The following is a 20,542-nucleotide window of genomic DNA, read 5'->3' on the forward strand; positions in this document are numbered from 1 at the left end:
AAAGCCCGCTCGTACGCACTTTGTCGTCACGCGCATTGTTCCAGGCATTCGGCTGGATAATTGCCCCGGTCTTTTTCGATTTCTTGGTGGTGCGAAAGCCCCAACTGAGCGGCAACAATTCTCGCTTCCCATCGTCGTCATTTCTGACCACTGGAGCCATATGCTTTGGGTAAATCGCCGGTAGGGGCTCTGCGTTTCCAAGCCTGTCGCGTTGAACGGCAACATCAAAAAGTTGACGCATCGCTTCGGCGGGGATCGTGTTGGAGTAAAGGTAACACATGCGACTTACGGTAGGTGCGAATTTTCATTTGGACAAGCGGTCGGTGTTCGCTACCTGTTCCTCATGCAGAACTGGCCCAATCGAATCCCCTTCGACCTTCACAATGAACTTGAATCCCGTCGGGTAGACGATTGGGAAGCCGCGTTGCGCGTGTGGGCTAAAGCGCATGGGCTCAGGCTCAAACTGCAGTGGTGGCGACAGTTGGAAATCACTATCGAGGAGCTGCACACACGCCGGTACATTCCCGGACCTCAGGATCATTGGGCCGCCATAAAGGAATCGCTGGAGCGGCACCATGTACCTGTGCCAGAAAAGCTTCCTGCGTGGCCGGAGCAGAAGTGATTGTGTCTATCCACAAGTTGTACTCCAGAGGCCGTTACAAACCTGCGGAGACCTCAGTAGCCAAATCACGGATTAAGCAGGTCAGACCACTGTAGGTGAGTTGAAGCAACAAAGGGCTCGCTGTGGACCATAGCTGGAAGACGTTTAGATGACGGCTCGGCGGACAAACGAGATATTCAATTCCTACCCTAAACAAGGAACTTCCAACTAAGTCGTATCTGGGGTGTTTCAACGGATGAATTTGGGTGCGGACATTAGTTTGTGATACAGTTGTGTCCGGTTGTTCGATTGGGATTAGTTGTGTTCAGAAACGTCTCATTTTGGCTTGTTGTGGCTGTTTACATGTTCCTTTCTTTCGGTGCGTCCGCGAAGGAGAAACGTGTGGCCCTGGTTATTGGGAACTCGAACTACGAACATGTTGCGAACCTGCCGAACCCGACCAATGACGCACAGGATATTGCAGCGGCATTGAAGAGGCTAGATTTCGAGGTCACGACTGGAAGCAATCTGGATCACCGCGAAATGCGTCTCGCGCTGCGTGACTTTGCCGATGCATCCCTCACCGCTGACATGGTCATGATTTATTATGCCGGGCATGGCATAGAGATTGAAAAAAACAACTATCTCATCCCGATCAATGCCGAACTGCGCAGCGATATAGATGTTGACTTTGAAGCCATTCGCTTGGACACGGTGGTTAATTCGATTGCTCAGTCTCCCGGTTTGAAAATCGTGCTGGTTGACGCCTGTCGGAACAATCCCTTTTTGACGGACATGATCAGAACCAGCGCGACCCGCAGCATTGGACGAGGATTGGGCCGAATTGATCCGGGCGGCGTCTTGGTCGGATATTCCGCGAGAGGTGGCACGCTGGCCCTCGACGGAGAAGGGCGTAACAGCCCTTACGCTTCAGCGTTGCTGACACATCTTGAAGAGCCGGGGCTGGAAGTCGGAAAGATGTTCCGCAAGGTGCGGGATAGTGTTTTCGAAGCAACTGCGGGGTATCAGGAACCGTTCACATATGGATCGCTGCCCGGATCTGACTTGTTCCTGAAGGCTCCGTTGCCGCCAGATCCCACGAGACAGGTATCGGAAGCTGAAATCGCCATGCTAGCTTCGCAGATCAACCGTGAACTTGCCTCGGATTATGCCGAGGCAGAGCAACGCGACAAAATCTATGGTTGGAAAAAATTTCTTAAGAAATACGAAACTCATTCCGATCACTATCTGATCGCTCTGGCAACTCGAAATCTCGATATGCTTCAAGCCGAAGCTGATGCGAAACGCAGGAAGCGAACCCGTGAGCCATGGCTGAAAGCGAGCTTTCCGAACGGTCAGCAAGAAGCCGAGTTGACCCTGAAACAGCGAAAGCTGGTGCAAGAGGCGCTAAATATGATGGGGCAAGATGTCGGTAGTGTAGACGGTGCATTCGGCCCCAGAACCCGCCAGGCAATCTCGACGGTTCGGGTCGCTAATGGCCTGCCGCCAGGTACTCGGATCGACTTAGCGTTCCTGCGCATCCTGCCTGACGTACCCGCTATCAAAGCGCTTCAGAGCGACACGGCACGCGTCTACACCGAAGACGAATTGCCGGAGGCTATGGAAGAAAGGTTGCAGCGTGCCCTCACAGTTCTTGGACCTCGTGAATTCGTCTTTGGGTATTTCGAAGGTCATCTGTACTTGGTAGCGAAGACGAGTATGGGCTTTAACGCAGCAAACCGCTTTGCAGAAAAGATGGGCGGGCATCTGGCAACTATTGGAAGCGTGCAAGAAAACCAATTCATCTATAGCCTTGTCAAAAGTGACAAACGCTATTTCCACAAAGACACCAGTGGAAATATTCACGGCCCAGCATTCGGGTTGTATCAATTGCCCGGCAGCAAAGAACCATCTGGTGGCTGGGTGTGGAGCACAGGCGAGCCGCTGTCGTACACGCATTGGTCGAGAGGCAATCCCGACAATTATGCCGGTCGGCAAGGGTATGCTCATTTTTATGCCAACCCAAAACATACTCGTGAGCCGCATTTTTGGAATGATGGGAGTGACCACAACAGGCCCTTCGTGATCGAGATTGAATAGAGTGGTCACTGGGTCCGCTTTGGGCTCGGAGTGGAAGCTTCGTCCCGAAAAAGCGTCCCGGTTCACGGAGCAACCCAACTTTCAACTCTGTGTCACCACCAACGGCGATTCCTTTGAAAAGACCTGATATCGAACCACTTGACAGCAGGGAAATCAAACCAAAGTGCCACATCCTCGCAGTTGTCCCGAAACAGGGGATTCCTGTGCGTTGTGAGCGATGTTACGGTTCGGGCAGTCAGGTGAGATGCTTATGGCCAACTACTCCGTCTCCGTTCTTCCGGAAAGCCAAGTCGCGATAACTGGTGGCGTTGGTCTGGACGGAATAACCCAAGGAGATGGCTCTCATCTCGTGGGAGAGTTTATTACTCTGGGCTCCGGATCACTTACCGCTCTAAACATCTCTGACGGTGGAAGTGACACTAATTTCGACGACAATGATGGCAATCAAACGCTGAATGGCGCGCAGTCACTGGACGGCGTTTTGTATTCAGACGGGACTCGCATCGAAGCCGAGTATCAATTCGTTCTCCGAGACAATGCCACCGGTCAAACCTATCAGGTTCTGGGGGTCAATGTAGTCAACTCGTCTCCTTCATTTGGAACTGTTGAAGGCCTCGCGTTCGTTGGGAGCTTTCCTCCTCGCGGAGTTGCACTTGAGGTCATTTCTGCAGCAGAAGGCCCCGGATCCTTCGGGCAACCTCCGATTGATGCAAGTAGCTTGGTGCCTTGTTTCACCGCTGGAACAAGAATCGCAATCCGTGGCGGCGAAAGACTAGTTGAGCATCTCAATGTCGCGGATAGTGTTTTGACGTATGAAGGGGGATTCCAGCCAATACGATGGATCGGTCGTCGCAGGCTGAAAATCCGAGACTTGCAAAATAATCAGAAGCTTCTGCCAGTGCGAATTTTGGCAGGCGCACTGGGTAATGGGCTTCCTAGGGTTGATTTGCTGGTCTCACGCCAACACCGAATGCTGGTGCAGTCGAAAATAGTTGAGCGAATGTTCGGAGTTGAGCAAGTATTGCTCCCTGCTATCCACTTAACTGGATTGCCAGGAATTTTCATAGATGAGTCAATTGATAGCGTGGAGTACTTCCATCTGCTCTTCGACCAACACGAGATAATTTACGCAGAGGGCGCTCCGACTGAGAGCTTGTACACTGGGCCAGAAGCACTGAATTCATTAAACCAGTCCGCTAAGGAAGAAATATTTACCATCTTTCCTCAGTTGGCCGACCCGAATTTTGCACCGCAATCTGCACGTTTCACCCCATCCGGGAAGCAGAACAAACAACTAGTGGCGCGGCACGTCAAAAACAACAAACCACTTTCACCAAATCATAGGTAGTGCTTCAACAACTGGCTTCATTTCCGTGCGAAAGACGGACCCCATCAAGGAAAGCAAGTGTCTTTGATGCTGACCGCCGCTTTTTTGCCAGTCAACAAAACTGACGCCACCCATCTGTGAAGTAACTCACTTCTTTTTGTCATGAAATCGCGGACACTTCGGGCACCTGACGGCCGGTTGCGCTACGGGCTTCAGTCTTAACGAGGCCTGCAGCGCGGAATTGGCCCGAAGGTGCATCGCCGGTTCACAAATGTTCGGAAAGTGGATGGTGATGCGAGGGGCTGGATGAGGGGGTCTTGGCCAGCCCCTCATATAGTGGGGGTGCTACGGATTGGGTTTAGTGGTCCGTTGATAAAACCCTACCCTCTGATTCATGTTTCCGAAATTGGGGGATTCCCGTAATAAGTGCAGATTTAATTCTGCATTCAAGCGCTGAATATGTGCTGTTATTCGAATATTACGGCATAAAATCCTTGGTGCAGACACATTCCCAACATGCTGCGCCGATACCAAACCAGTGCGGCGCGTCTCGAGGGGGTTAACGATTTCCAAGAGGGGGTATGAGTTTGGCGCGTCGCACCCCAATTTAGGGACATTAATCGAAGCCCCTCAAATCAAAGATATCGGCCCCGTATTTTCGCTCAACAGTATGCACATATGGCTCAAACCTAGTGTCGTATACGTCTGAGTAATTCAGCTCAATACGAAGGCCATCTGATTTTGTTCTAAGGAGTTGGTTCGATATTTGGTGGTCAGGGTTACCTCTGTCCGCGTCAAATCTTACGAGTTTGATTTTCGCTCCCACGCGAAGGACCGTCGGTGGCTCAAGGTCGTACACAAGGATTTCGCCCGCCGCGTTTTGAAATTCACTTTCAACAATCACTGATTCCTGCTTGGTGTTTTCTTTGTCGTAGAATGAAATACTGTTTACAAAAAGGGGCCCAACTCCCTCATTTCTAAGTTCAATTGAGAATTCATCTTTGGTCTGCGTGGAAGAAATTGCGGGTAATGGTAGAACAGATTTGCGCATATGGGTTCTTTGTGACCACTCGGTCGATACAGCAACAACAACGGCACACACCGATGTTACTAAAGCGCAGATTTCAACCACTCCATTTCTCCGCTCCACAGGCGGCGTATCTGGAGCGGCTTTATCCCTGAGTTCATTTGTTGACCGTGCCAAGTTTCTTAATCTGTACTTCAAGCTCATGAACTAACTCCGATCCGAGTTCCATGGGTCGAAATGTCTTCGAGCAACGTACCCAAATCCCCGAACCAACCAATCACTGGCTCTGTGACATCGTGGTCGTGAATTATCCACTCGTCAAATGGTTCGCTAATGTCGGCTGTCAGGCGGTCAACAGCATCGCGCACCTCGTCTTCATCAGCCATGTCCGTCGGCAACTGGATTATCGCCGTTTTCTTCACGCCCTTTCGGGCTTCCAGTCGGTTTATTCTACTTTTCATGTTCATTTTCTCTGCTCCCCTCAAAGGTTTTCGCCGTCTAACTCAAGGTACGCGTGTCGCCGCCCGCCTGGATTTGCCCGCTTTTTGAAATCCTCTTGGGTCTCCTCGGGCTGGCGCTCTACCACCGTCCCGGCCAAAGCGGCACTTTGGACAATCAGGTCCTCCTCTTCTTCAACGGCTAGCGTTTCAACGAAGTAGAGGATTGAACTCCCATTTGCGGTCTGTTCCAGTTTGCTGATGCGTTTACTTATCGTCATGGTTGTTTCCTTCCATTTCGAGGTCTGCAGCAGCGAATGCAGCCATCCGTTCTTCTTCGGTCATGTCTTCAATGAGCTTGCCGCCAGCCCTGATGGCATACACACGCCGCTCAAACTCGGTTTTACTTTCGCCGTCTTTGGGATGAATACGACCAAGACCAAGGCCACAGATTCTTGCCGGTCCTGGCTTGTACTCGACAATATGGGTGGTTTCCTCGGTGCCCTTTTTGATCCCGTAAATCTGATAGAACACGATGAGATGATCCTGAGTGACCGGTGATTTTGCTTCCAGTTTTCGCAACCGATTTTAATGCTCATTTCTGCGCCTCCAATGCCGTAATGCGTTTTTCCAGTTCTGTTGTTTCCAATACCCGCCTGTACTGCTCCACCACCCCCATGACGGTTGCGCCTTCCAGCGGCGTCACCTCACCCTGAGAAACGGCCTGTAGCACCGCCTGAGCGGCCTCTGACGCGTCCTCGGCGGATTTGATAGGTGGGAGGTCGAAACTGACCGGAGCGTCCTTTCTGGTGGGCGCTATCCGCTCCAGGCAAAGACGCAGTGCCGTGCTGTCGCCCTCAAGCGCCATCTCGACCGCCTTCTGCGTGATTTGCTCGGATTGGCCCTCCAACAGTTCCTCAACCGCCCGTGTGACCCTGTGTCGGGTTCCTCGGGGCTTGCCGGGGTTGCCGGAGGCAAAGGTGCCGTCCGGGTTTCTCTCGTCCGTATTCGTTCCGCTTTTGCGGTCAGTTTCATCCATCATTGCCAATGCCTCGCTTGTTGGATTGTTGGTGCAGAAGGTGTCCGTTTCCCCCAGACCCCCTGGTAGATTAAGGATGTCATCATTATTGGGACGGGAGACCCGCCCAAATGGGGTGTTCTCGGCACAGTTTTTGGGACGGGCCGTCATCATTTTTGTGCCGCCTCGGCTGTTCCCGGCACAAATTTTACGACGGTCCCGTCACGGTTTTGATGACGGGGTTTTTCTTTTCCGTTGGTCCCTTTGGGATTGTGAGTCGGGGCTTTGACGACCGGGAAATCCGCACCGTCGGACCACTGCTTGTACAATCTGCGACCACTGTTCCCACTCGCTGTTGGCAGAGAAATCTCTGTCAGCTCGAACAGCGGTGAAGACGCCACTCCACTATCGCCCAGTTTGGGTGGTTGGGTGACTGCGATAAAGCCCTTGGCCTGTAGCTCGCGGAAGGCGTTCGAAGTTGTGTTGCGGGTCACACCAAGGCACTCTGCGGCCTGCCGGACACTCATGCTGATCCGGCCGTTGTTGTTGCTGTCCGGGCCTTTCCATTCCAGCTTGAGCCACGGATACAGGGCCTGCGCGGTAGATGAGAGGGCCCGCCAAGCGGGCTCCTCCATCATGTTGCGGACAAGCTTTGTGAAGTGTTCGCCGCGTTTCTCGTTTCGCCTGTCGCGCCCCATCTAAGCAGCCTCCGCCTTGCTGAGGGCGTCTATGAACTCAGGCAGCAACTCAGCTTTGAAGGCCACACCTTGCTTGCCAGGCAGCATCTCCCCGTCTTTTGAGACGAAGAACACGCGGATATTGATGAGGTCATGTCCCTGGAAGTCATCCCGGCTGACGCGAAACTCCTCGCGGCTGTTCTTGGGGATCTGGGTGATGAGGGCCATCAGCGGCCCTCCCCATAATACAGCGCTGCGACGATGCGTGCAGCGGCTTCTGAGAGGCCGTGCTTGCGACGAAGGGTAGATACTTGCAGGTCCCGGGTTCTCATGCCGTCACCTCGCCGGTCTCAATCAGCTCAACTTTGCTGACAAGAATGTAGATGCCGAACTTCTGACGTCCGGTGTCAGCATCGCCCCGATACATCTTGCATTCGATGTTCACACCGTCATCTCGGCGCAGGGGCAGCACCTGGTCCGAAAGGCGGCAGTAACTGGCCGCGTAGAGTGGCGACCGCATCAACCCTTCAAGGACTTGGCGCTTGTGCTTGGATGCGTAGATTTCGCGCGGTTCTTGACCCGGATCAGTGACCCGATACAGCGCTGGGGCCGTCAAATTGGGAAGGTCTGCCCAGCGATACACGCGCAGTGCGTTTGACGGGGGGAGTTCAGTTTTGATTGTTTTGTTTTGCTCGAAAGTAACCATTTATTGTCCTTCTTTTGTTGAAAGACATCGGGCTTTCGGCTATTCTCTCAGTACCACCTAAAAGAATTCGCCTCCGCCCGTGCCTCGGGTGGGGGTTTCTTTTTAGGCGGCAACCTGTTTCTCAATTGCGGCGTCGATATCGGCCTCGTTCCAGTAAAGGCGAGAGCCGAACTTGATGGGTTCTGGGAGACGGCCAACTTCTACGTCGCGGTAGACGCTTGAACGACTGCGACCGCCAAGTTTCTTCTGAAGCTCTTGGAAGGAAAGAAGGGTCAATTTACTGCTCCATGCTGAAGGTTGGTGCACCTTGAACATGGAGTTTTGGAGGTGAGTTGTCGTACGGGAGGTTTCTCGATTTACCCCTTACGCCGCAATACACCAATGCGCCTTAGGTATAGGTCCTTGGCGTAATCATTTAACCTGCTGGCCTGATCTCGCATCCTCCGGTAGTCCTTGTGCAAGCACCAGTCACGAACGGTTGTGAATTCTAATTCAAGGCCGTGGCGAGGTGCGACGTCTACGATGGCATCACAAGCGCTATATTCTAGGTTTGATGCGACGTTTCTGGTTAGCGGTAATCCCGTGGCGTCGGCGACAAAATTGGCTGTTGTGAAAATGTACGCTCTTAGGGCAAAACCCTTCGAGGGTGGTGGCCCTCGCCTCTTAGTTCGTTCGAAATCTCCGTTTATTTCTTTTACAATGAATTGCCTAAGCAAAAACGGAAGCGGTGCGTCACACAACAGGTTTCGAGTACAGATTTCTCTCAATACGTCATAGACATCTGGATTACTTTGGGCATTGAAATAGAGAGACCTAGCGGCGCTGTCGCTTACAACATGATAAAACGCGTCTTGTCGCGGAATGATTGTCTCGATTTCTTCGTAGTAGCTGATTATTGCATCCACATAACCGAGGTTCGTTAGTTCATCGACCGTGCAGCCGAACGCATCGGGAACCGTTGCGAACAACATATCAACCAGCTCGAAAGCTCTTTCGTATTGTTCAGTTGATTGAGTCAAATGATCGCTCCTTGAGGCGAAATCTGGCGTTACAAAGCGCCACTATTCCGGCAAATCGTATTTGCCCACTTCTCCATCAATGCCCGTCGTTGTTCCAAGAAGTCAGTCCGTTTGTACGCCCGCTCTACGGAACCTCCGACGACGTGACCCAGACAGGTTTCAGCAACTTCAAATGGAACACTCTGTGTCTCCGCTACCCAATCTCGGAACGACGACCTGAACCCGTGTGGACGCTCAGCCATTCCACGCCGCTCCATGTATCTTCCCATCGTTGCATCAGAAATCACGCCCTTTCGAATGCTGGGAAAGAGAAACCCATCTCTCGCAAAGGGCTTGGCTTGTTCTATCACAGCCAGAGCTTCATTGGATAAGGGCACCCGGAAATCAGCGGTGGCATCCCTTCGACCCTTCATATTCGCCGCTGGGATCGTCCAGACGTCACCCTTGATTTGTTCAATGCGCAGATTTCTCAACGGGAGTGACCGAACAGCCGTAAGAATAAGAAGACGGAGCGCCAACTCAGTGACAGTGCCCTTGTTGAGGCTCTGATAGAATTCTGGCACTTCCTGCCAAGGCACAGCCGGTATGTTCTCTGTCTTGTGTCGTTGCTTACCTAAAAGCGCCCTAGCCTTCTCCGTCGCCTGCAAGTCAACGTCCAGACCGAGTGCAGCCGCATGCCGCATGCAAATACCAAGTCTGCTAATCGCCTTCTTCGCCGTATGCGCTTTGTCATGCCAGATTGGCGCGAGGGTGTCTCGAATATCCCTCTGATCGATTTGAGAAACAGGGACTTTACCCAGTTTTGGTAGCACGTGGTTTTCCAACGGCGAAAACCACCGCCCTGCCTCGCCATCGCCTTTGAGCTCCGCCTTGCGGCTTTCGAATGCGTCCAACGCTATGTCTTTGAGCAAATGCATGTTGAGCGCATCCTCGCGGCGTTGGCGTTCGCGTTCTTTTATAGGGTCGAGCCCTTTCCTAACCGATGCTCTCCATACCTCAGCCTGCTCTCTGGCCTCTTTAAGTGGGACGTCAGGAAATCGACCTAATCCCATTTCGCGCCGTCTGCCGTGGACATGAACGCGAAGAACCCACTGCGCGCCGCCATCCTGGCGTTTGTACAGCCACAGACCGCCACCATCTGAATACTTACCAGGCGGATGCGCCTTTGCAGCAGCAGCGGTCAGCTTGTTCAATGCACGGGCCAACCTGATCCCCTTTCCAATCCCCCTTCAACATATAGTATATGCTGGGGCATGATGGAACACCTTGGGACATGTTTTATAATGGCTTAGCCAAAAATCTGGAAAAACTGGAACGTGCTGAAACACCAAGATATAGTAGTTCAGTTCTCTCCAGCAGCACCATGATTTTCTAAATAAATGCAGATACTTGCCCCTGGGCAGCACATTGCGCCAGCGCGACGGCTTTTGCCGTGCCTGCATGGCGAAAAACTCGACTTAGGGTCTGCGGCACCTCCCCAGAATTAGCGAATGTACGTAAGTCGGCGAACAGGGTGGACTTATGCAATGCGGTTCGGGACAATCTAAAACCGCCTGTCGCAAATGGATGAAAGTGATGGGTGGTGTGAGGGGCTGGACGAGGGGGTTTTGGCCAGCCCCTCATTCGGAGGGGGTGTTACGGATTGGGTCAAGTGGTCCGTTAACTCAAAGTTACCCGCTGCTACATTTTCGCGAAATTGGGGGTTTCCCTTAATTCGCGGCCAAGTTGCGAAACGCAGGGTTTCCGCTGTGGAAACGGTGAGTTTCACAATGAGTTGTGGACACATTTTCGCCACAATGCCACTTTGCGAATGTGGGCGGCGCGTTCTGATTTTAGCACGTACTGGTTTATCAACTGGTTTTTGAGGGGGTTATGAGTGCAGCGTGCCGCCCCACGAATACATCTCCAACCGATCCGCTAAGTTGATTCAGCCTTTTTGGGTGCCGGGTTCTGTGCCTGTTCTTCACCTGTCGGCCGTTTCTGTCGCTCCCGCTGTTCCACCCCTTGGTTGCGGTATGTCCCGAGATTGCTGTCGAATCGTTTGGGGGGAGTTCCCGTCACGCCAAGAACCGCGACAGGCCAGGCGGCGCTGAGCCAACCTTGCAGAAACCTCTCCTTCGGAACTGCCACAGATTCCCAAGCGCTCAACCGTAATTCACGGTCAGCCGCCGACATAAACCCCGCTTTTGGGACGATAGAAAATCTTCTGATCGTGAAGCCGACCCAAAAGGTCGTGCATTCGGCGAACGGTGTCTTCCCGCTCGCGCTGGCTGTCTTCGGTCTCGCCCGCCGTTTCAACCGCATAGACGGTCATGGCCTGACGCAGCGCCTGTTCGATAAGGTCCATATCTTCGACCGACAGCTCAAACATGTCGTTGTACCGGGGCATGTCGGGTCCTCCTGCCTGAATGCACACTACGCAGGGTGCATCGTATTTCGCGGATTTTCCACTGAAACCGTGCTTTGAACGACGCGTGACCGTTCCGGTGCCCCCGACATCTGCGCAGGATAGCCATAAGCAATCGCCTGCGCGCTGATGTGGCGATCACGTCCGGCGCCGACCGCCCCAGCCCAACATGCTGAAACAGGCAAACAGAATGGCCGCCACACAAACGATGGATGGCCCCGCCGGCGTGTCGAACACATAAGCCGCCCGCAACCCGGCCACGGCCGAGACCGCGCCGATGGCCGCCGCAATCAACGCCATCGATTCCGGGGATCGCGCCAGGCTGCGCGCGGCGGCCGCCGGGATAATCAGCATCGCCGCGATCAGAAGCACGCCGACCACTTTGATGGCAACGGCAACCGTCACGGCCAGCGACAGGGTCAGGATCAACTGCTCGCGCCTTGGGTCAAAGCCGCTGGCATAGGCCAGTTCCTCGTTCAGGGTGGCCGTCAGCAGATGCGACCAGCGCCACGCAATCAGGCCGACGACCAGCGCCGCACCGCCCCAGATGATCGCCAGATCGGTGCGGGATACGGCCAGAATGTCACCAAACAGATAGGCCATCAGATCGATGCGCACACCGGACAGGAACGATACCGCGACCAGACCAAAAGCCAGCGCGGAATGGGCCAGAACCCCAAGCAGCGTGTCCATCGCATAGCCACGGCCCGCCAGCAGCGTCACGGTCAGCGCCATGACAAGCGCAACGGCCAGCGCGCCGGGAAAAATCGACATCTGAAAGGTCAGCGACAAAGCCACCCCCAAAATCGCCGCATGCGCCGTTGCATCCCCGAAATAGGCCATCCGCCGCCAGACCACGAAACACCCTAGCGGAGCCGCCGCAAATGCCACGCCAACACCGGCGAGCGTCGCCCGCGTCATAAAATCATCAAGCATTATTCTGCTGCTTCCTGCGCGTTCGACCCGTGGTCGTGATGGTGATCGTGGTCATGGCGATACAGGGCCAGCGCACCGCCCGTCCCGGTCCCGAACAGGGCCCGGTATTCCGGGGCCGAGGCGACCACGGCGGGCGAGCCTTCGCAGCAGACATGGCCATTCAGACAGATGACCCGGTCCGAGGCGCTCATGACCACATGCAATTCGTGGCTGATCATGATGATGGCGCAGCCGGTGTCTTGCCGCACGGTCTCGATCTGTTGGTAGAACGCGGCTGAGCCCGGCTGGTCCAGCCCCTGCGTCGCCTCGTCCAGCAACAGGATGTCGGGCCGGTTGATCAGCGCCCGGGCCAGCAGAACGCGCTGAAACTGCCCGCCGGACAGTTGCGACATCTGGCGTTTCATGAGATCGGATGCGCCTGCGGCCTCAAGCGCATCCGCGCAGGCCTTGCGCGTCACCGGATGGGTCAGCCGCATGAACCTTTCGACGGTCATCGGCAGGGTCGGATCGATATGCAGCTTTTGCGGCACATAGCCGATCTTCAGCCCCGGTTTCAGCACGACGCGCCCGGCAGAGGGCTGCGTCGCGCCGATGATTGCCCGCAGCAGGCTGGTCTTGCCCGAGCCGTTGGGGCCGACAATCGTCACGATCTCACCCGGTTCAACCGCCATGTCCACATGGCGCAACACGGTGTTCTCGCCATAGCGCACCGTCAGGTTCTCGACGTTGATCAGGGTCATTTCGCGGGTTTCCCGGTGCAGGCGGGGCAGATGCCCTCGGCCTCGACCACCGTCCGCTCGATCTCGAAGCCAACGGCGCGGGCTGCGGCCCCCAGCGCGCCTTTGGCCGGGGCCGATTGCGCCTCGGCCACCGCATCGCATTTGCGGCAGATCATGAAGGCCGGCGAATGCGACGCGCCGGGATGCGCACAGGCGACAAAGGCGTTCAGACGTTCGATCTTGTGCACGAATCCGTTCTCGACCAGAAAATCGAGCGCCCGGTAAGCCACCGGCGGCTGCGAGCCGAAGCCTTCGTCCCGCAGGCGATCAAGGATCGCATAGGCGCCCAGCGCGCGGTGTTCCTGCAGCAACAGTTCCAGCACCTTGCGCCGGACCGGGGTCAGGCGCAGCCCTTCCTCGCGGCAGCGGGCCTCGGCTGTGGCAAGGGCGGTGCCGACACATGTGTCATGGTCGTGTTTCTGGAACCCGATCAGGGCCTCATCATCGGCCAGAGCGGGGCGCGTCTCACTTGTCATATTATTACATATCATGTATGTGGCTTGGAATGTTATACAATCACACAGAGGGTCTGATGTCCAGAAAGCTTCTGCCGGTTTCGGTCATGGCGGTTTTGATGGGGGGCACTGCGATGGCGGATGCCCCGAACGTGGCGGTTGATATCGCGCCGGTGCATTCGCTGGTCGCGCGCGTGATGGAGGGTGTCGGCACCCCGAAGCTGATTGTCCAGCCCGGCGCTTCGCCGCATGAATACAACCTGCGCCCGTCCGAGGCTGCGGCGCTGCAGGACGCCGATCTGGTGTTCTGGCTGGGCGAGAATCTGACCCCCTGGATGGAGGGCGCGATTGAAACCCTCGCCGATGGCGCGACTGTCACCACCCTGCTGGATTCCGATGGCACCGTCCTGCTGGAGTTCCGCGAAGGCGCGCTGTTCGAGGCGCATGATCATGGCAATGAGGACGGTCATGAGGACCATGCCGATGAACACGGTCACGATGATCACGATCATGATGAAGATCATGCCAAGCATGACGAGCATGAGCATGAGCATGAGCATGATGACGAGCACGATCACGAAGATCATGCGGAGGAAAAAGGCCACGACGATCACGGGCACGACGACGAACACGCGCATGATGATCATGCCGAAGGCGAAGACCATGATGACCACGCGGACCATGATGACCACGCCGGGCACGATCACGGCGACCATGATCCCCATGCCTGGCTGTCGCCTGCCAATGCCGGCACCTGGCTGAACCTGATCGCGGCACAGCTGTCCTCGGCTGATCCGGACAATGCGGGCGCTTACTTCGCCAATGCCGCAGCAGCGCGCGAGGAAATGGATGCGCTGTCCGCAGAAGTGGCCGAAATGCTCGACCCCGTTCGCGGCGGCAGCTTCATCGTCTTCCACGATGCGTATCAGTATTTCGAGGATGCGTTCGGGTTTCCGGCGTCGGGTGCAATTTCCCTGAGCGACGCCTCTGACCCCAGCCCGGCCCGGATCGCCGAAATTCAGGGGCGCATTCGCGACGAAGGCGTTGATTGCGTTCTGGCGGAACCGCAGTTCAATGCAGGCCTCATCGACACCGTGATGGATGGGACAGATGCCAAGACGGGCGTAATCGATCCCCTGGGCGCCGATCTGGAGCCCGGCGCGGACCTTTATCCGCAGGTCATCCGCAACATGGCCAAAACACTGGCCGAATGCCTTTGATTGCAACCCGGCTGACCCTTGCCCAATCGGCCTTGGGTCAGCCGTCTTATTTGTCCGGATAATACAGGCTTTCCGTCAGCAACGGTGACAGAACTGGAAGCAACGATGCTGTGATGGCAATCCGCGTGCATGCTTGCACCTGTCGGCAGTCACCCAGCCTGCTAGCGTTTCCTGCGCAGCTGTGATCAAATCCTTCCCATGAACATCAATCAGCTCAGGACGCTTCTGGCGGTTATTGATCAGAAATCCTTTGCCGGGGCGGGTGACGTCATTGGGCTGTCGCCCTCTGCCGTCAGCCTTCAGATCAAGGCGATGGAAGATGAACTGGGTGTTCAGCTGTTCGACCGGATCAAGCGCCCCCCGGTGCCGACGGCGCGCGGGCGGGCCTTGGCGGAACATGCGCAAAGAACACTGGCGCTTTTCGACGCCTCACCCCGCATCGCGCGCGGTGAGATAGTGCGATCCAGACTGGCGATCGGCGCTGTCCCGACGGCGATTGCCAGTTTCCTGCCGATGGGCCTGAAACCTCTGCAGGCGGCATATCCGACCCTGCAGGTTGAGGTCAAAAACGGAAGTTCATCAGCATTGGCACAAGGGCTCGCAGATGGGCAGGTGGACGTTGCCATCTGTACAAAACCGGTGAACCCGATCCCGGGGCTGGACTGGCACAGCATCGCGGTCGAGCCCTTCGTCGTCGTTGCGCCCGCACATGCCAAAGGCGACAGATGGCAGGATTTGTTGCGTGATCATCCGTTCATCTGGTTCAACCGCAAGACCTGGGCAGGGCAAGGCATTGAAGAAGAACTGAGTACCCAGGGTATCGAGGTGAAAAGTGCGATGGAAATCGACTCGCTGGATGCCATCTCGAACCTGGTGAGCGAGGGGCTCGGCGTCTCAATCGTTCCGATCTGCAAAGGACGGCAACCCTTTTCGGAACGCCTGCGCACACTGCCTTTCGGTGATCCGCCATTCTCGCGCGAGATCGGGGCGTTCACGAATTCCGAGGGCCGCGCGGATCTTGTAATCGATACCTTTATCGCGGCGCTGCAATCTTCATAAGAAAAACTCATGAAAGAAACAAGAAATCGCAATTAACGTAAACTTTATTGGTGGTGCTAACCTGTCCTTAACAACAAGGCGAGCGCACCATGCTTCATCACGCGATACACCCCAGCAGCCCTTCTTTTGACTTATCCGACCAGCAACGCGCGCTTCAGGCCAAGGCGCGGCAGGTGGCTGAAACCGTCTGCGGCCCGCTGGCCGCCGAAACCGACCGGTCCGAGACTTATCCCTGGCAGGCCGTTGAAGCCCTGACCGACGCGGGCCTGATGGGCATGACCGTCCCCAGATCTCTGGGCGGTCCGGGTCACAGCTATTTTGATGTCGCCCTGGTGGTCGAGGAAATAGCCGCACGGTGCGGCGTGTCCGGCCGGATTGCGGTCGAAGGAAATATGGGCGCAATCGGCGCGATCATTGCCTACGGAACACAAGAGCAAAAGCAAAGCGCGGCGGCGCATGTTCTGGCCGGGGATAAACCGGCGATCTGTATCAGTGAGCCTGACGCGGGAAGCGCCGCAACCCAGATGACTTCGACCGCTATACGTGATGGCGACGATTGGGTGCTGAACGGCAAGAAACACTGGATAACAGGCGGCGGCGTATCCAAGCTGCACCTGATCTTTGCCCGCGTCATTGACGGCGGTGACTTCAAGGGCATCGGCGGTTTCATGGCATATCTGGGCGAGGACGGTCTGGAGATCGGCGCGCGCGAACCCACGCTGGGCCTGCGCGGCAACCCCGAGACCGAGGTCATTCTGGACAATCTGCGCCTGCCGTCAGATCGTCTGATCGCCCCGCCCCAAGGGCTTAGACGTGGCTTTGCCGGGCTGATGGACGCCTACAATGCGCAGCGCGTGGGCGCGGCGACGGTGGCGCTTGGCATTGCGCGCGGCGCCTACGAGGCTGCGGTGGATTTCGTGAAGACGCGCGAGCAATTCGGAAGACCGATCGCCGAGTTTCAGGGTCTGCAATGGATGATTGCGGATATGTCGATGCAGATAGACGCCGCGCGTTTGATGATATGGCGCGCGGCGGCCAGCGCCGGGACCACGGGCACCGGCTTTCCCGATCCGATGCTGGCGGCGCAGGCCAAAGTCTTTGCGTCCGAGATGGCCGTGAAGGTCACCAATGACGCGCTGCAACTTCATGGCGCGCGGGGCTATTCCCGCAACGCACCTGTCGAACGCATGCTGCGCGACGCACGGATGTTCACCATCGGCGGCGGCACCGCGCAGATGTTGCGCAATCTGGTGGCGGGTAATGCTCTGAATATGAAAACGCCGCAAACGCGCGGCGGATACCTTGCGAAAGGCTCAGAGCCCGAAGCGAACGGTGACTGTGGCGAAAAACTTCAGGCCTTGCAAATCAATCGATCCAGCATCTGAAATTTCCGCTCGACAAAACTCAGAAACCGGCTCGACGACGCCGACAATCTGCGATCGCGCCGTGTAATGCAGCCCAGATGCCGGTCCGGGTCGCCGATCTTGATCGGAAGTGAGGTGAGCGTGTTTTGACGCTGCATCATGAAAACAACAGAGAATGGTAGGACGGTCAGCGAATCCGAACCGGTCATCACGTTTACAACCGCGCTCAGCGAACCGCCTGTGAAACTGATTTTAAGCTCGCGCATACCGATGCCGTCCAAAGTATTTCTCAGGTCGCGGAACAGCGGGCTGTTTGCCGGTGGCGCAATCCAGGGGTAATCGGTGATATCCTCAAGCTTCACCTCTTTCTTGCGCGCCAAGGGGTGCCCGACGCGGCAGGCAATCACATTTCGCCCCGGAAGGATCTGGCGGAACTCGTATTCTTCGGACACGTCGGCCGGACGGATGGGAAGAATCGCCACATCCAAAGCTTCGTTCAAAACCTTCGATAACAGTTCCGCCGGGTACCCATAAGACTGATCAATCCGAATATTGGGATGCTCGGCCTGAAACTCTGCAATCACGCTTGAGATAACGCCGTCCATGAAAATCGGTGTTCCCGCGACGCGAACCGCACCTGCGACGCCCTGTCGGTATTCGTCCACCAGACGGCTGGCATTGCGGCCTGCATCCAGAATTTTTTGGCCTTCCTGAGCAAGCGCAAGGCCAAGCTCGGTCGGTTGAAGCGGTCTGCGGGTCGGCTGGAACAGCAGATCTCCCACCCTGCCCTCTAGCAGTGACACGCTTCTGGACACGCTCGGCTGAGATTTCCCAAGCAAAGCAGCGCCTTCGGTCAATCCACCCGCTTCCACAATGGCCGCGAGGATTTCGAGATGTCTTGGATCAAGCTTCATAACCTAAAGTTATATTGAGCGTCGAAATTTCGATCAAGAGCACATTCGTCTGCTGCTAGCGTTTCCCTCAACCCGCACTTCCGCGCATGTCAGGAAACCCGTCCAATGGCTCTCAGCATCACCAGTATTAACGGTCAAAAGGTCCGGTTCGGTGCGGGTTTGCGCAGCGATATCTGCGCCGAGTTGTCGGCTTTGGGGTCGGAAAAGGCACTTGTTCTGTCAACGCCCCAGCAAGTGGATATGGCGATGGAACTGGCGACTGCGATTGGCGACCGCGCGTCAGGTGTCTTTACGCGGGCAACGATGCACACGCCGGTGGACGTGACGGAAGAGGCAGTGGACCACGCCCGCTCGGTTCAGGCGGACAGCGTTGTGGCAATCGGGGGCGGCTCGACGGTCGGGTTGGGCAAGGCAATTGCCCTGCGCACCGGACTGCCACAGATCGCCATCCCGACCACCTATGCGGGCAGCGAGGCCACCCCGATTCTGGGTCAGACCGAAAACGGGATCAAAACGACGCTGACGGATGCAAAGGTCTTGCCGCGGGTCATTCTGTATGATCCCGAACTCGTCGCGTCATTACCGCCTTCGATGACCGTGAACAGCGCGTTGAACGCGATGGCCCATGCGGTCGAAGCACTTTATGCCAAAGACCGAACCAATCAGACGACCGAACTGGCCCTTGAAGGTCTGACAGCCTTTGCCCAGGGCCTGCCCAAAGTTGTCGCAAATCCGGGCGATCTGAAAGCGCGGCAAGAAACGCAACATGGCGCCTGGGCCTGCGGCACGGTGCTGGGTCTGGTCGGAATGGCGCTGCACCACAAGCTTTGTCATACGCTGGGCGGGTCCTTCAATCTGCCGCACGCCGAAACCCACGCGATCATTCTGCCCCATGCCACGGCCTACAACGCGCCGGGAGTGCCCGAGTTGCTGGCACCGGTATCGCAGATACTGGGCGGCCCCGGCCCCGGGCCGGCCCTTTGGGACTTCGCCCAGAAAATGGGCGCGCCGATGGCTTTGAAAGATCTGGGTCTTTCCGAGGTCGATCTGGACCGCGCTGCCGAAATCGCACTCAGGAACCCGTATTGGAACCCGCAACCGGTCACGGCTGATGGATTGCGGGCGCTTTTGCAAAACGCGTGGGCGGGCGACGCCCCGAACGCCTGAGTTCCGCGTGTCAAGGGAGGGACACATGATCACACGACGCAAATTGCTGAAATCCAGCGCCGCGACCGGTTTAGGTCTGGCAGCGGGCGCATTGGCGACACCCGCACTCGCCCAAGGTGCCAAAATCAAACTGGGCTATGTCAGCCCGCAATCCGGCCCGCTGGCCGCGTTTTCCGAGGCTGACAAATACATCCTCGATAACTTCGCGGCCTCCGAGGCGGGCGCGAATTTCGAGGTCATCGTCAAGGACAGCCAGTCGAACCCGAACCGCGCTGCGGATGTGGCAGGCGAGTTGATCGTGGATGATGAGGTCGACCTGATGCTGGTCGCCTCGACCCCGGAAACGACGAACCCGGTCGCCGCAACCTGCGAGGCCGAAGAAATGCCCTGCATTTCGACTGTTGCCCCCTGGCAGCCTTGGTTTATCGGGCAACAGGGCAATCCCGGTGATCCCGCAAGCTGGGAGCCGTTCTATTACGCCTATCATTTCTTCTGGGGGCTCGAAGACGTGATTTCGGTCTTCACCGCGATGTGGGGTCAGTTGGACACCAACAAGCAGGTTGGCGGACTTTTCCCGAATGACGGTGACGGCAACGCCTGGGGCGATCCCAATGTAGGCTTCCCGCCGGTCCTGTCCGAACTGGGCTATACCCTGACCGATCCCGGACGGTATCAGAACCTGACCGACGATTTTTCGGCCCAGATCAACGCGTTCCGGCAGGCCAATGTCGAAATCGTCACCGGCGTCCCGATCCCGCCCGATTTCACCACGTTCTGGAGCCAGACCAAGCAGCAGGGCTTTACGCCAAAGGCCGCAAGCATCGGCAAGGCCATCCTGTTCCCGCAAGCGGTCGAGGCCCTGGGCAACGCCGGCAACAACCTGAGTTCCGAGGTCTGGTGGTCACCGACACATCCGTTTTCATCCTCGCTGACGGGCGCGAGTTCCGCTGAACTGGCGCAAGGTTATATGGCCGCCACCAGCCGCCAGTGGACCCAACCCATCGGTTTTGTCCACGCGCTGTTTGAAATGGCCGCCAATGTCATGGGCCGTGTCGATGATGCGGGCGACGGGGACGCCGTGGCCGAGGCCATTGCCGCCACGCAGTTGGATTCGATCGTTGGCCGCATCGCCTTTGACGGGGCGGGCCTGCCGCCCTTCGCCGCGCAAAACGTTGCAAAAACGCCGTTGGTCGGCGGTCAGTGGAGGCTTTTGGACAATGGCAGCTATGACCTCGTGATCGTCGACAACTCTTCTGCACCCGAGATTCCGACAGCGGGCGTGATGGAAGAAATCTCGTGATCGCAACGAAACCAGCGCCCCGGAGGGCT

The 20,542-nt window shown here is 56.5% G+C and carries 25 protein-coding genes; 8 read left to right on the top strand and 17 right to left on the bottom strand.

Features of this window, described 5'->3' with window-relative positions; translation table 11 throughout:
- Window positions 1-280 (bottom strand): SOS response-associated peptidase family protein (locus ACR0EZ_RS20070; RefSeq protein ID WP_480616458.1); only part of this gene is annotated, 280 nt, incomplete at its 3' end.
- A gap of 63 nt (window positions 281-343) precedes the next feature.
- Between ACR0EZ_RS20070 and ACR0EZ_RS20075 the strand changes: the two genes are divergently transcribed.
- The 3 genes from ACR0EZ_RS20075 to ACR0EZ_RS20085 all read left to right on the top strand — a co-directional run bounded on the left by ACR0EZ_RS20075 (window position 344) and on the right by ACR0EZ_RS20085 (window position 4,049).
- The gene (locus ACR0EZ_RS20075; protein WP_480616459.1) at window positions 344-622 is read left to right on the top strand and encodes a hypothetical protein; all 279 of its coding nucleotides are present in this window, start codon (window positions 344-346) and stop codon (window positions 620-622) included.
- A 381-nt stretch (window positions 623-1,003) separates the two neighbouring features.
- The gene (locus ACR0EZ_RS20080) at window positions 1,004-2,701 is read left to right on the top strand and encodes a caspase family protein (protein ID WP_480616460.1); all 1,698 of its coding nucleotides are present in this window, start codon (window positions 1,004-1,006) and stop codon (window positions 2,699-2,701) included.
- 250 nt (window positions 2,702-2,951) lie between these two features.
- On the top strand, window positions 2,952-4,049 hold the full coding sequence (locus ACR0EZ_RS20085) for a Hint domain-containing protein (RefSeq protein WP_480616461.1): 1,098 nt from the start codon (window positions 2,952-2,954) through the stop codon (window positions 4,047-4,049).
- 595 nt (window positions 4,050-4,644) lie between these two features.
- On the opposite strand, the gene ACR0EZ_RS20090 is transcribed toward ACR0EZ_RS20085, so the two are convergent.
- The 15 genes from ACR0EZ_RS20090 to ACR0EZ_RS20160 form a co-directional block, all read right to left on the bottom strand.
- Window positions 4,645-5,259, bottom strand: coding sequence for a hypothetical protein (locus ACR0EZ_RS20090; protein WP_480616462.1), 615 nt, complete (start codon window positions 5,257-5,259; stop codon window positions 4,645-4,647).
- A complete protein-coding gene (locus ACR0EZ_RS20095) occupies window positions 5,256-5,522 on the bottom strand; it encodes a hypothetical protein (protein ID WP_480616463.1) in 267 nt (88 codons plus the stop codon). The genes ACR0EZ_RS20090 and ACR0EZ_RS20095 overlap by 4 nt, the downstream gene beginning before the upstream one ends.
- A gap of 14 nt (window positions 5,523-5,536) precedes the next feature.
- Window positions 5,537-5,773, bottom strand: a complete 237-nt coding sequence (locus tag ACR0EZ_RS20100; protein ID WP_480616464.1) for a hypothetical protein — start codon at window positions 5,771-5,773, stop codon at window positions 5,537-5,539.
- On the bottom strand, window positions 5,760-6,074 hold the full coding sequence (locus ACR0EZ_RS20105; protein WP_480616465.1) for a hypothetical protein: 315 nt from the start codon (window positions 6,072-6,074) through the stop codon (window positions 5,760-5,762). Before ACR0EZ_RS20105 ends, ACR0EZ_RS20100 begins: the two co-directional genes overlap by 14 nt.
- Window positions 6,075-6,087: 13 nt before the next feature.
- Window positions 6,088-6,684 (bottom strand): DUF5681 domain-containing protein, encoded by a 597-nt coding sequence (locus ACR0EZ_RS20110; RefSeq protein ID WP_480616466.1) that lies wholly within the window; start codon window positions 6,682-6,684, stop codon window positions 6,088-6,090.
- Window positions 6,681-7,208 carry a hypothetical protein gene (locus ACR0EZ_RS20115; protein ID WP_480616467.1) on the bottom strand — a complete coding sequence of 176 codons (528 nt, stop codon included), beginning with the start codon at window positions 7,206-7,208 and terminating at the stop codon, window positions 6,681-6,683. The genes ACR0EZ_RS20110 and ACR0EZ_RS20115 overlap by 4 nt, the downstream gene beginning before the upstream one ends.
- The gene (locus ACR0EZ_RS20120) at window positions 7,209-7,415 is read right to left on the bottom strand and encodes a transcriptional coactivator p15/PC4 family protein (RefSeq protein WP_480616468.1); all 207 of its coding nucleotides are present in this window, start codon (window positions 7,413-7,415) and stop codon (window positions 7,209-7,211) included.
- A 100-nt stretch (window positions 7,416-7,515) separates the two neighbouring features.
- Complete coding sequence (locus ACR0EZ_RS20125) at window positions 7,516-7,893, bottom strand: hypothetical protein (protein WP_480616469.1); 378 nt, start codon at window positions 7,891-7,893, stop codon at window positions 7,516-7,518.
- Between the two features lie 102 nt (window positions 7,894-7,995).
- The gene (locus ACR0EZ_RS20130) at window positions 7,996-8,169 is read right to left on the bottom strand and encodes a helix-turn-helix transcriptional regulator (RefSeq protein ID WP_480616470.1); all 174 of its coding nucleotides are present in this window, start codon (window positions 8,167-8,169) and stop codon (window positions 7,996-7,998) included.
- An 80-nt stretch (window positions 8,170-8,249) separates the two neighbouring features.
- Window positions 8,250-8,912, bottom strand: a complete 663-nt coding sequence (locus tag ACR0EZ_RS20135; RefSeq protein WP_480616471.1) for a hypothetical protein — start codon at window positions 8,910-8,912, stop codon at window positions 8,250-8,252.
- Between the two features lie 29 nt (window positions 8,913-8,941).
- Window positions 8,942-10,105: a tyrosine-type recombinase/integrase gene (locus tag ACR0EZ_RS20140; protein WP_480616472.1), complete on the bottom strand. Its 1,164-nt coding sequence runs from the start codon at window positions 10,103-10,105 to the stop codon at window positions 8,942-8,944.
- 968 nt (window positions 10,106-11,073) lie between these two features.
- On the bottom strand, window positions 11,074-11,301 hold the full coding sequence (locus ACR0EZ_RS20145) for a hypothetical protein (RefSeq protein ID WP_480616473.1): 228 nt from the start codon (window positions 11,299-11,301) through the stop codon (window positions 11,074-11,076).
- Window positions 11,302-11,457: 156 nt separating this feature from the next.
- Window positions 11,458-12,255: a metal ABC transporter permease gene (locus tag ACR0EZ_RS20150; RefSeq protein WP_480616474.1), complete on the bottom strand. Its 798-nt coding sequence runs from the start codon at window positions 12,253-12,255 to the stop codon at window positions 11,458-11,460.
- Window positions 12,255-12,995, bottom strand: a complete 741-nt coding sequence (locus ACR0EZ_RS20155; RefSeq protein WP_480616475.1) for a metal ABC transporter ATP-binding protein — start codon at window positions 12,993-12,995, stop codon at window positions 12,255-12,257. The genes ACR0EZ_RS20150 and ACR0EZ_RS20155 overlap by 1 nt, the downstream gene beginning before the upstream one ends.
- Window positions 12,992-13,510, bottom strand: coding sequence for a transcriptional repressor (locus ACR0EZ_RS20160; RefSeq protein WP_480616476.1), 519 nt, complete (start codon window positions 13,508-13,510; stop codon window positions 12,992-12,994). Before ACR0EZ_RS20160 ends, ACR0EZ_RS20155 begins: the two co-directional genes overlap by 4 nt.
- Window positions 13,511-13,566: 56 nt before the next feature.
- On the opposite strand from ACR0EZ_RS20160, the gene ACR0EZ_RS20165 reads away from it, so the two are divergent.
- The 3 genes from ACR0EZ_RS20165 (at window position 13,567) to acdA (ending at window position 17,153) form a co-directional block, all read left to right on the top strand.
- Window positions 13,567-14,709, top strand: a complete 1,143-nt coding sequence (locus tag ACR0EZ_RS20165) for a zinc ABC transporter substrate-binding protein (RefSeq protein ID WP_480616477.1) — start codon at window positions 13,567-13,569, stop codon at window positions 14,707-14,709.
- Between the two features lie 198 nt (window positions 14,710-14,907).
- On the top strand, window positions 14,908-15,768 hold the full coding sequence (locus ACR0EZ_RS20170) for a LysR family transcriptional regulator (protein ID WP_480616478.1): 861 nt from the start codon (window positions 14,908-14,910) through the stop codon (window positions 15,766-15,768).
- A gap of 89 nt (window positions 15,769-15,857) precedes the next feature.
- Window positions 15,858-17,153, top strand: a complete 1,296-nt coding sequence (gene acdA / locus ACR0EZ_RS20175) for a 3-sulfinopropanoyl-CoA desulfinase (protein ID WP_480616479.1) — start codon at window positions 15,858-15,860, stop codon at window positions 17,151-17,153.
- Here acdA and ACR0EZ_RS20180 read toward each other — a convergent pair.
- On the bottom strand, window positions 17,120-18,046 hold the full coding sequence (locus ACR0EZ_RS20180) for a LysR family transcriptional regulator (protein ID WP_480616480.1): 927 nt from the start codon (window positions 18,044-18,046) through the stop codon (window positions 17,120-17,122). The two genes, acdA and ACR0EZ_RS20180, sit on opposite strands and share 34 nt — an antisense overlap.
- A gap of 105 nt (window positions 18,047-18,151) precedes the next feature.
- Here ACR0EZ_RS20180 and ACR0EZ_RS20185 point away from each other — a divergent pair, with 105 nt between their 5' ends.
- Window positions 18,152-19,213 (top strand): maleylacetate reductase, encoded by a 1,062-nt coding sequence (locus tag ACR0EZ_RS20185; protein ID WP_480616481.1) that lies wholly within the window; start codon window positions 18,152-18,154, stop codon window positions 19,211-19,213.
- Window positions 19,214-19,238: 25 nt separating this feature from the next.
- Entirely contained in the window at window positions 19,239-20,513 is a 1,275-nt protein-coding gene (locus tag ACR0EZ_RS20190) for an ABC transporter substrate-binding protein (RefSeq protein WP_480616482.1), read from the top strand.
- The last annotated feature ends 29 nt before the right edge of the window (window positions 20,514-20,542 follow it).

The organism is Ruegeria sp. AK4, from assembly GCF_056541025.1.

Excerpts from the sequence above, each read along its gene's own strand:
- ACR0EZ_RS20085 (WP_480616461.1), top strand. The coding sequence starts at position 2,952 with ATGGCCAACTACTCCGTCTCCGTTCTTCCGGAAAGCCAAGTCGCGATA.
- ACR0EZ_RS20090 (WP_480616462.1), bottom strand. The coding sequence starts at position 5,259 with ATGAGCTTGAAGTACAGATTAAGAAACTTGGCACGGTCAACAAATGAA.
- ACR0EZ_RS20125 (WP_480616469.1), bottom strand. The coding sequence starts at position 7,893 with ATGGTTACTTTCGAGCAAAACAAAACAATCAAAACTGAACTCCCCCCG.
- ACR0EZ_RS20180 (WP_480616480.1), bottom strand. The coding sequence starts at position 18,046 with ATGAAGCTTGATCCAAGACATCTCGAAATCCTCGCGGCCATTGTGGAA.
- ACR0EZ_RS20095 (WP_480616463.1), bottom strand. The coding sequence starts at position 5,522 with ATGAACATGAAAAGTAGAATAAACCGACTGGAAGCCCGAAAGGGCGTG.
- ACR0EZ_RS20075 (WP_480616459.1), top strand. The coding sequence starts at position 344 with ATGCAGAACTGGCCCAATCGAATCCCCTTCGACCTTCACAATGAACTT.
- ACR0EZ_RS20170 (WP_480616478.1), top strand. The coding sequence starts at position 14,908 with ATGAACATCAATCAGCTCAGGACGCTTCTGGCGGTTATTGATCAGAAA.
- ACR0EZ_RS20190 (WP_480616482.1), top strand. The coding sequence starts at position 19,239 with ATGATCACACGACGCAAATTGCTGAAATCCAGCGCCGCGACCGGTTTA.
- ACR0EZ_RS20120 (WP_480616468.1), bottom strand. The coding sequence starts at position 7,415 with ATGGCCCTCATCACCCAGATCCCCAAGAACAGCCGCGAGGAGTTTCGC.
- ACR0EZ_RS20145 (WP_480616473.1), bottom strand. The coding sequence starts at position 11,301 with ATGCCCCGGTACAACGACATGTTTGAGCTGTCGGTCGAAGATATGGAC.
- ACR0EZ_RS20165 (WP_480616477.1), top strand. The coding sequence starts at position 13,567 with ATGTCCAGAAAGCTTCTGCCGGTTTCGGTCATGGCGGTTTTGATGGGG.
- ACR0EZ_RS20115 (WP_480616467.1), bottom strand. The coding sequence starts at position 7,208 with ATGGGGCGCGACAGGCGAAACGAGAAACGCGGCGAACACTTCACAAAG.
- acdA (WP_480616479.1), top strand. The coding sequence starts at position 15,858 with ATGCTTCATCACGCGATACACCCCAGCAGCCCTTCTTTTGACTTATCC.
- ACR0EZ_RS20100 (WP_480616464.1), bottom strand. The coding sequence starts at position 5,773 with ATGACGATAAGTAAACGCATCAGCAAACTGGAACAGACCGCAAATGGG.
- ACR0EZ_RS20185 (WP_480616481.1), top strand. The coding sequence starts at position 18,152 with ATGGCTCTCAGCATCACCAGTATTAACGGTCAAAAGGTCCGGTTCGGT.
- ACR0EZ_RS20155 (WP_480616475.1), bottom strand. The coding sequence starts at position 12,995 with ATGACCCTGATCAACGTCGAGAACCTGACGGTGCGCTATGGCGAGAAC.
- ACR0EZ_RS20110 (WP_480616466.1), bottom strand. The coding sequence starts at position 6,684 with ATGATGACGGCCCGTCCCAAAAACTGTGCCGAGAACACCCCATTTGGG.
- ACR0EZ_RS20150 (WP_480616474.1), bottom strand. The coding sequence starts at position 12,255 with ATGCTTGATGATTTTATGACGCGGGCGACGCTCGCCGGTGTTGGCGTG.
- ACR0EZ_RS20160 (WP_480616476.1), bottom strand. The coding sequence starts at position 13,510 with ATGACAAGTGAGACGCGCCCCGCTCTGGCCGATGATGAGGCCCTGATC.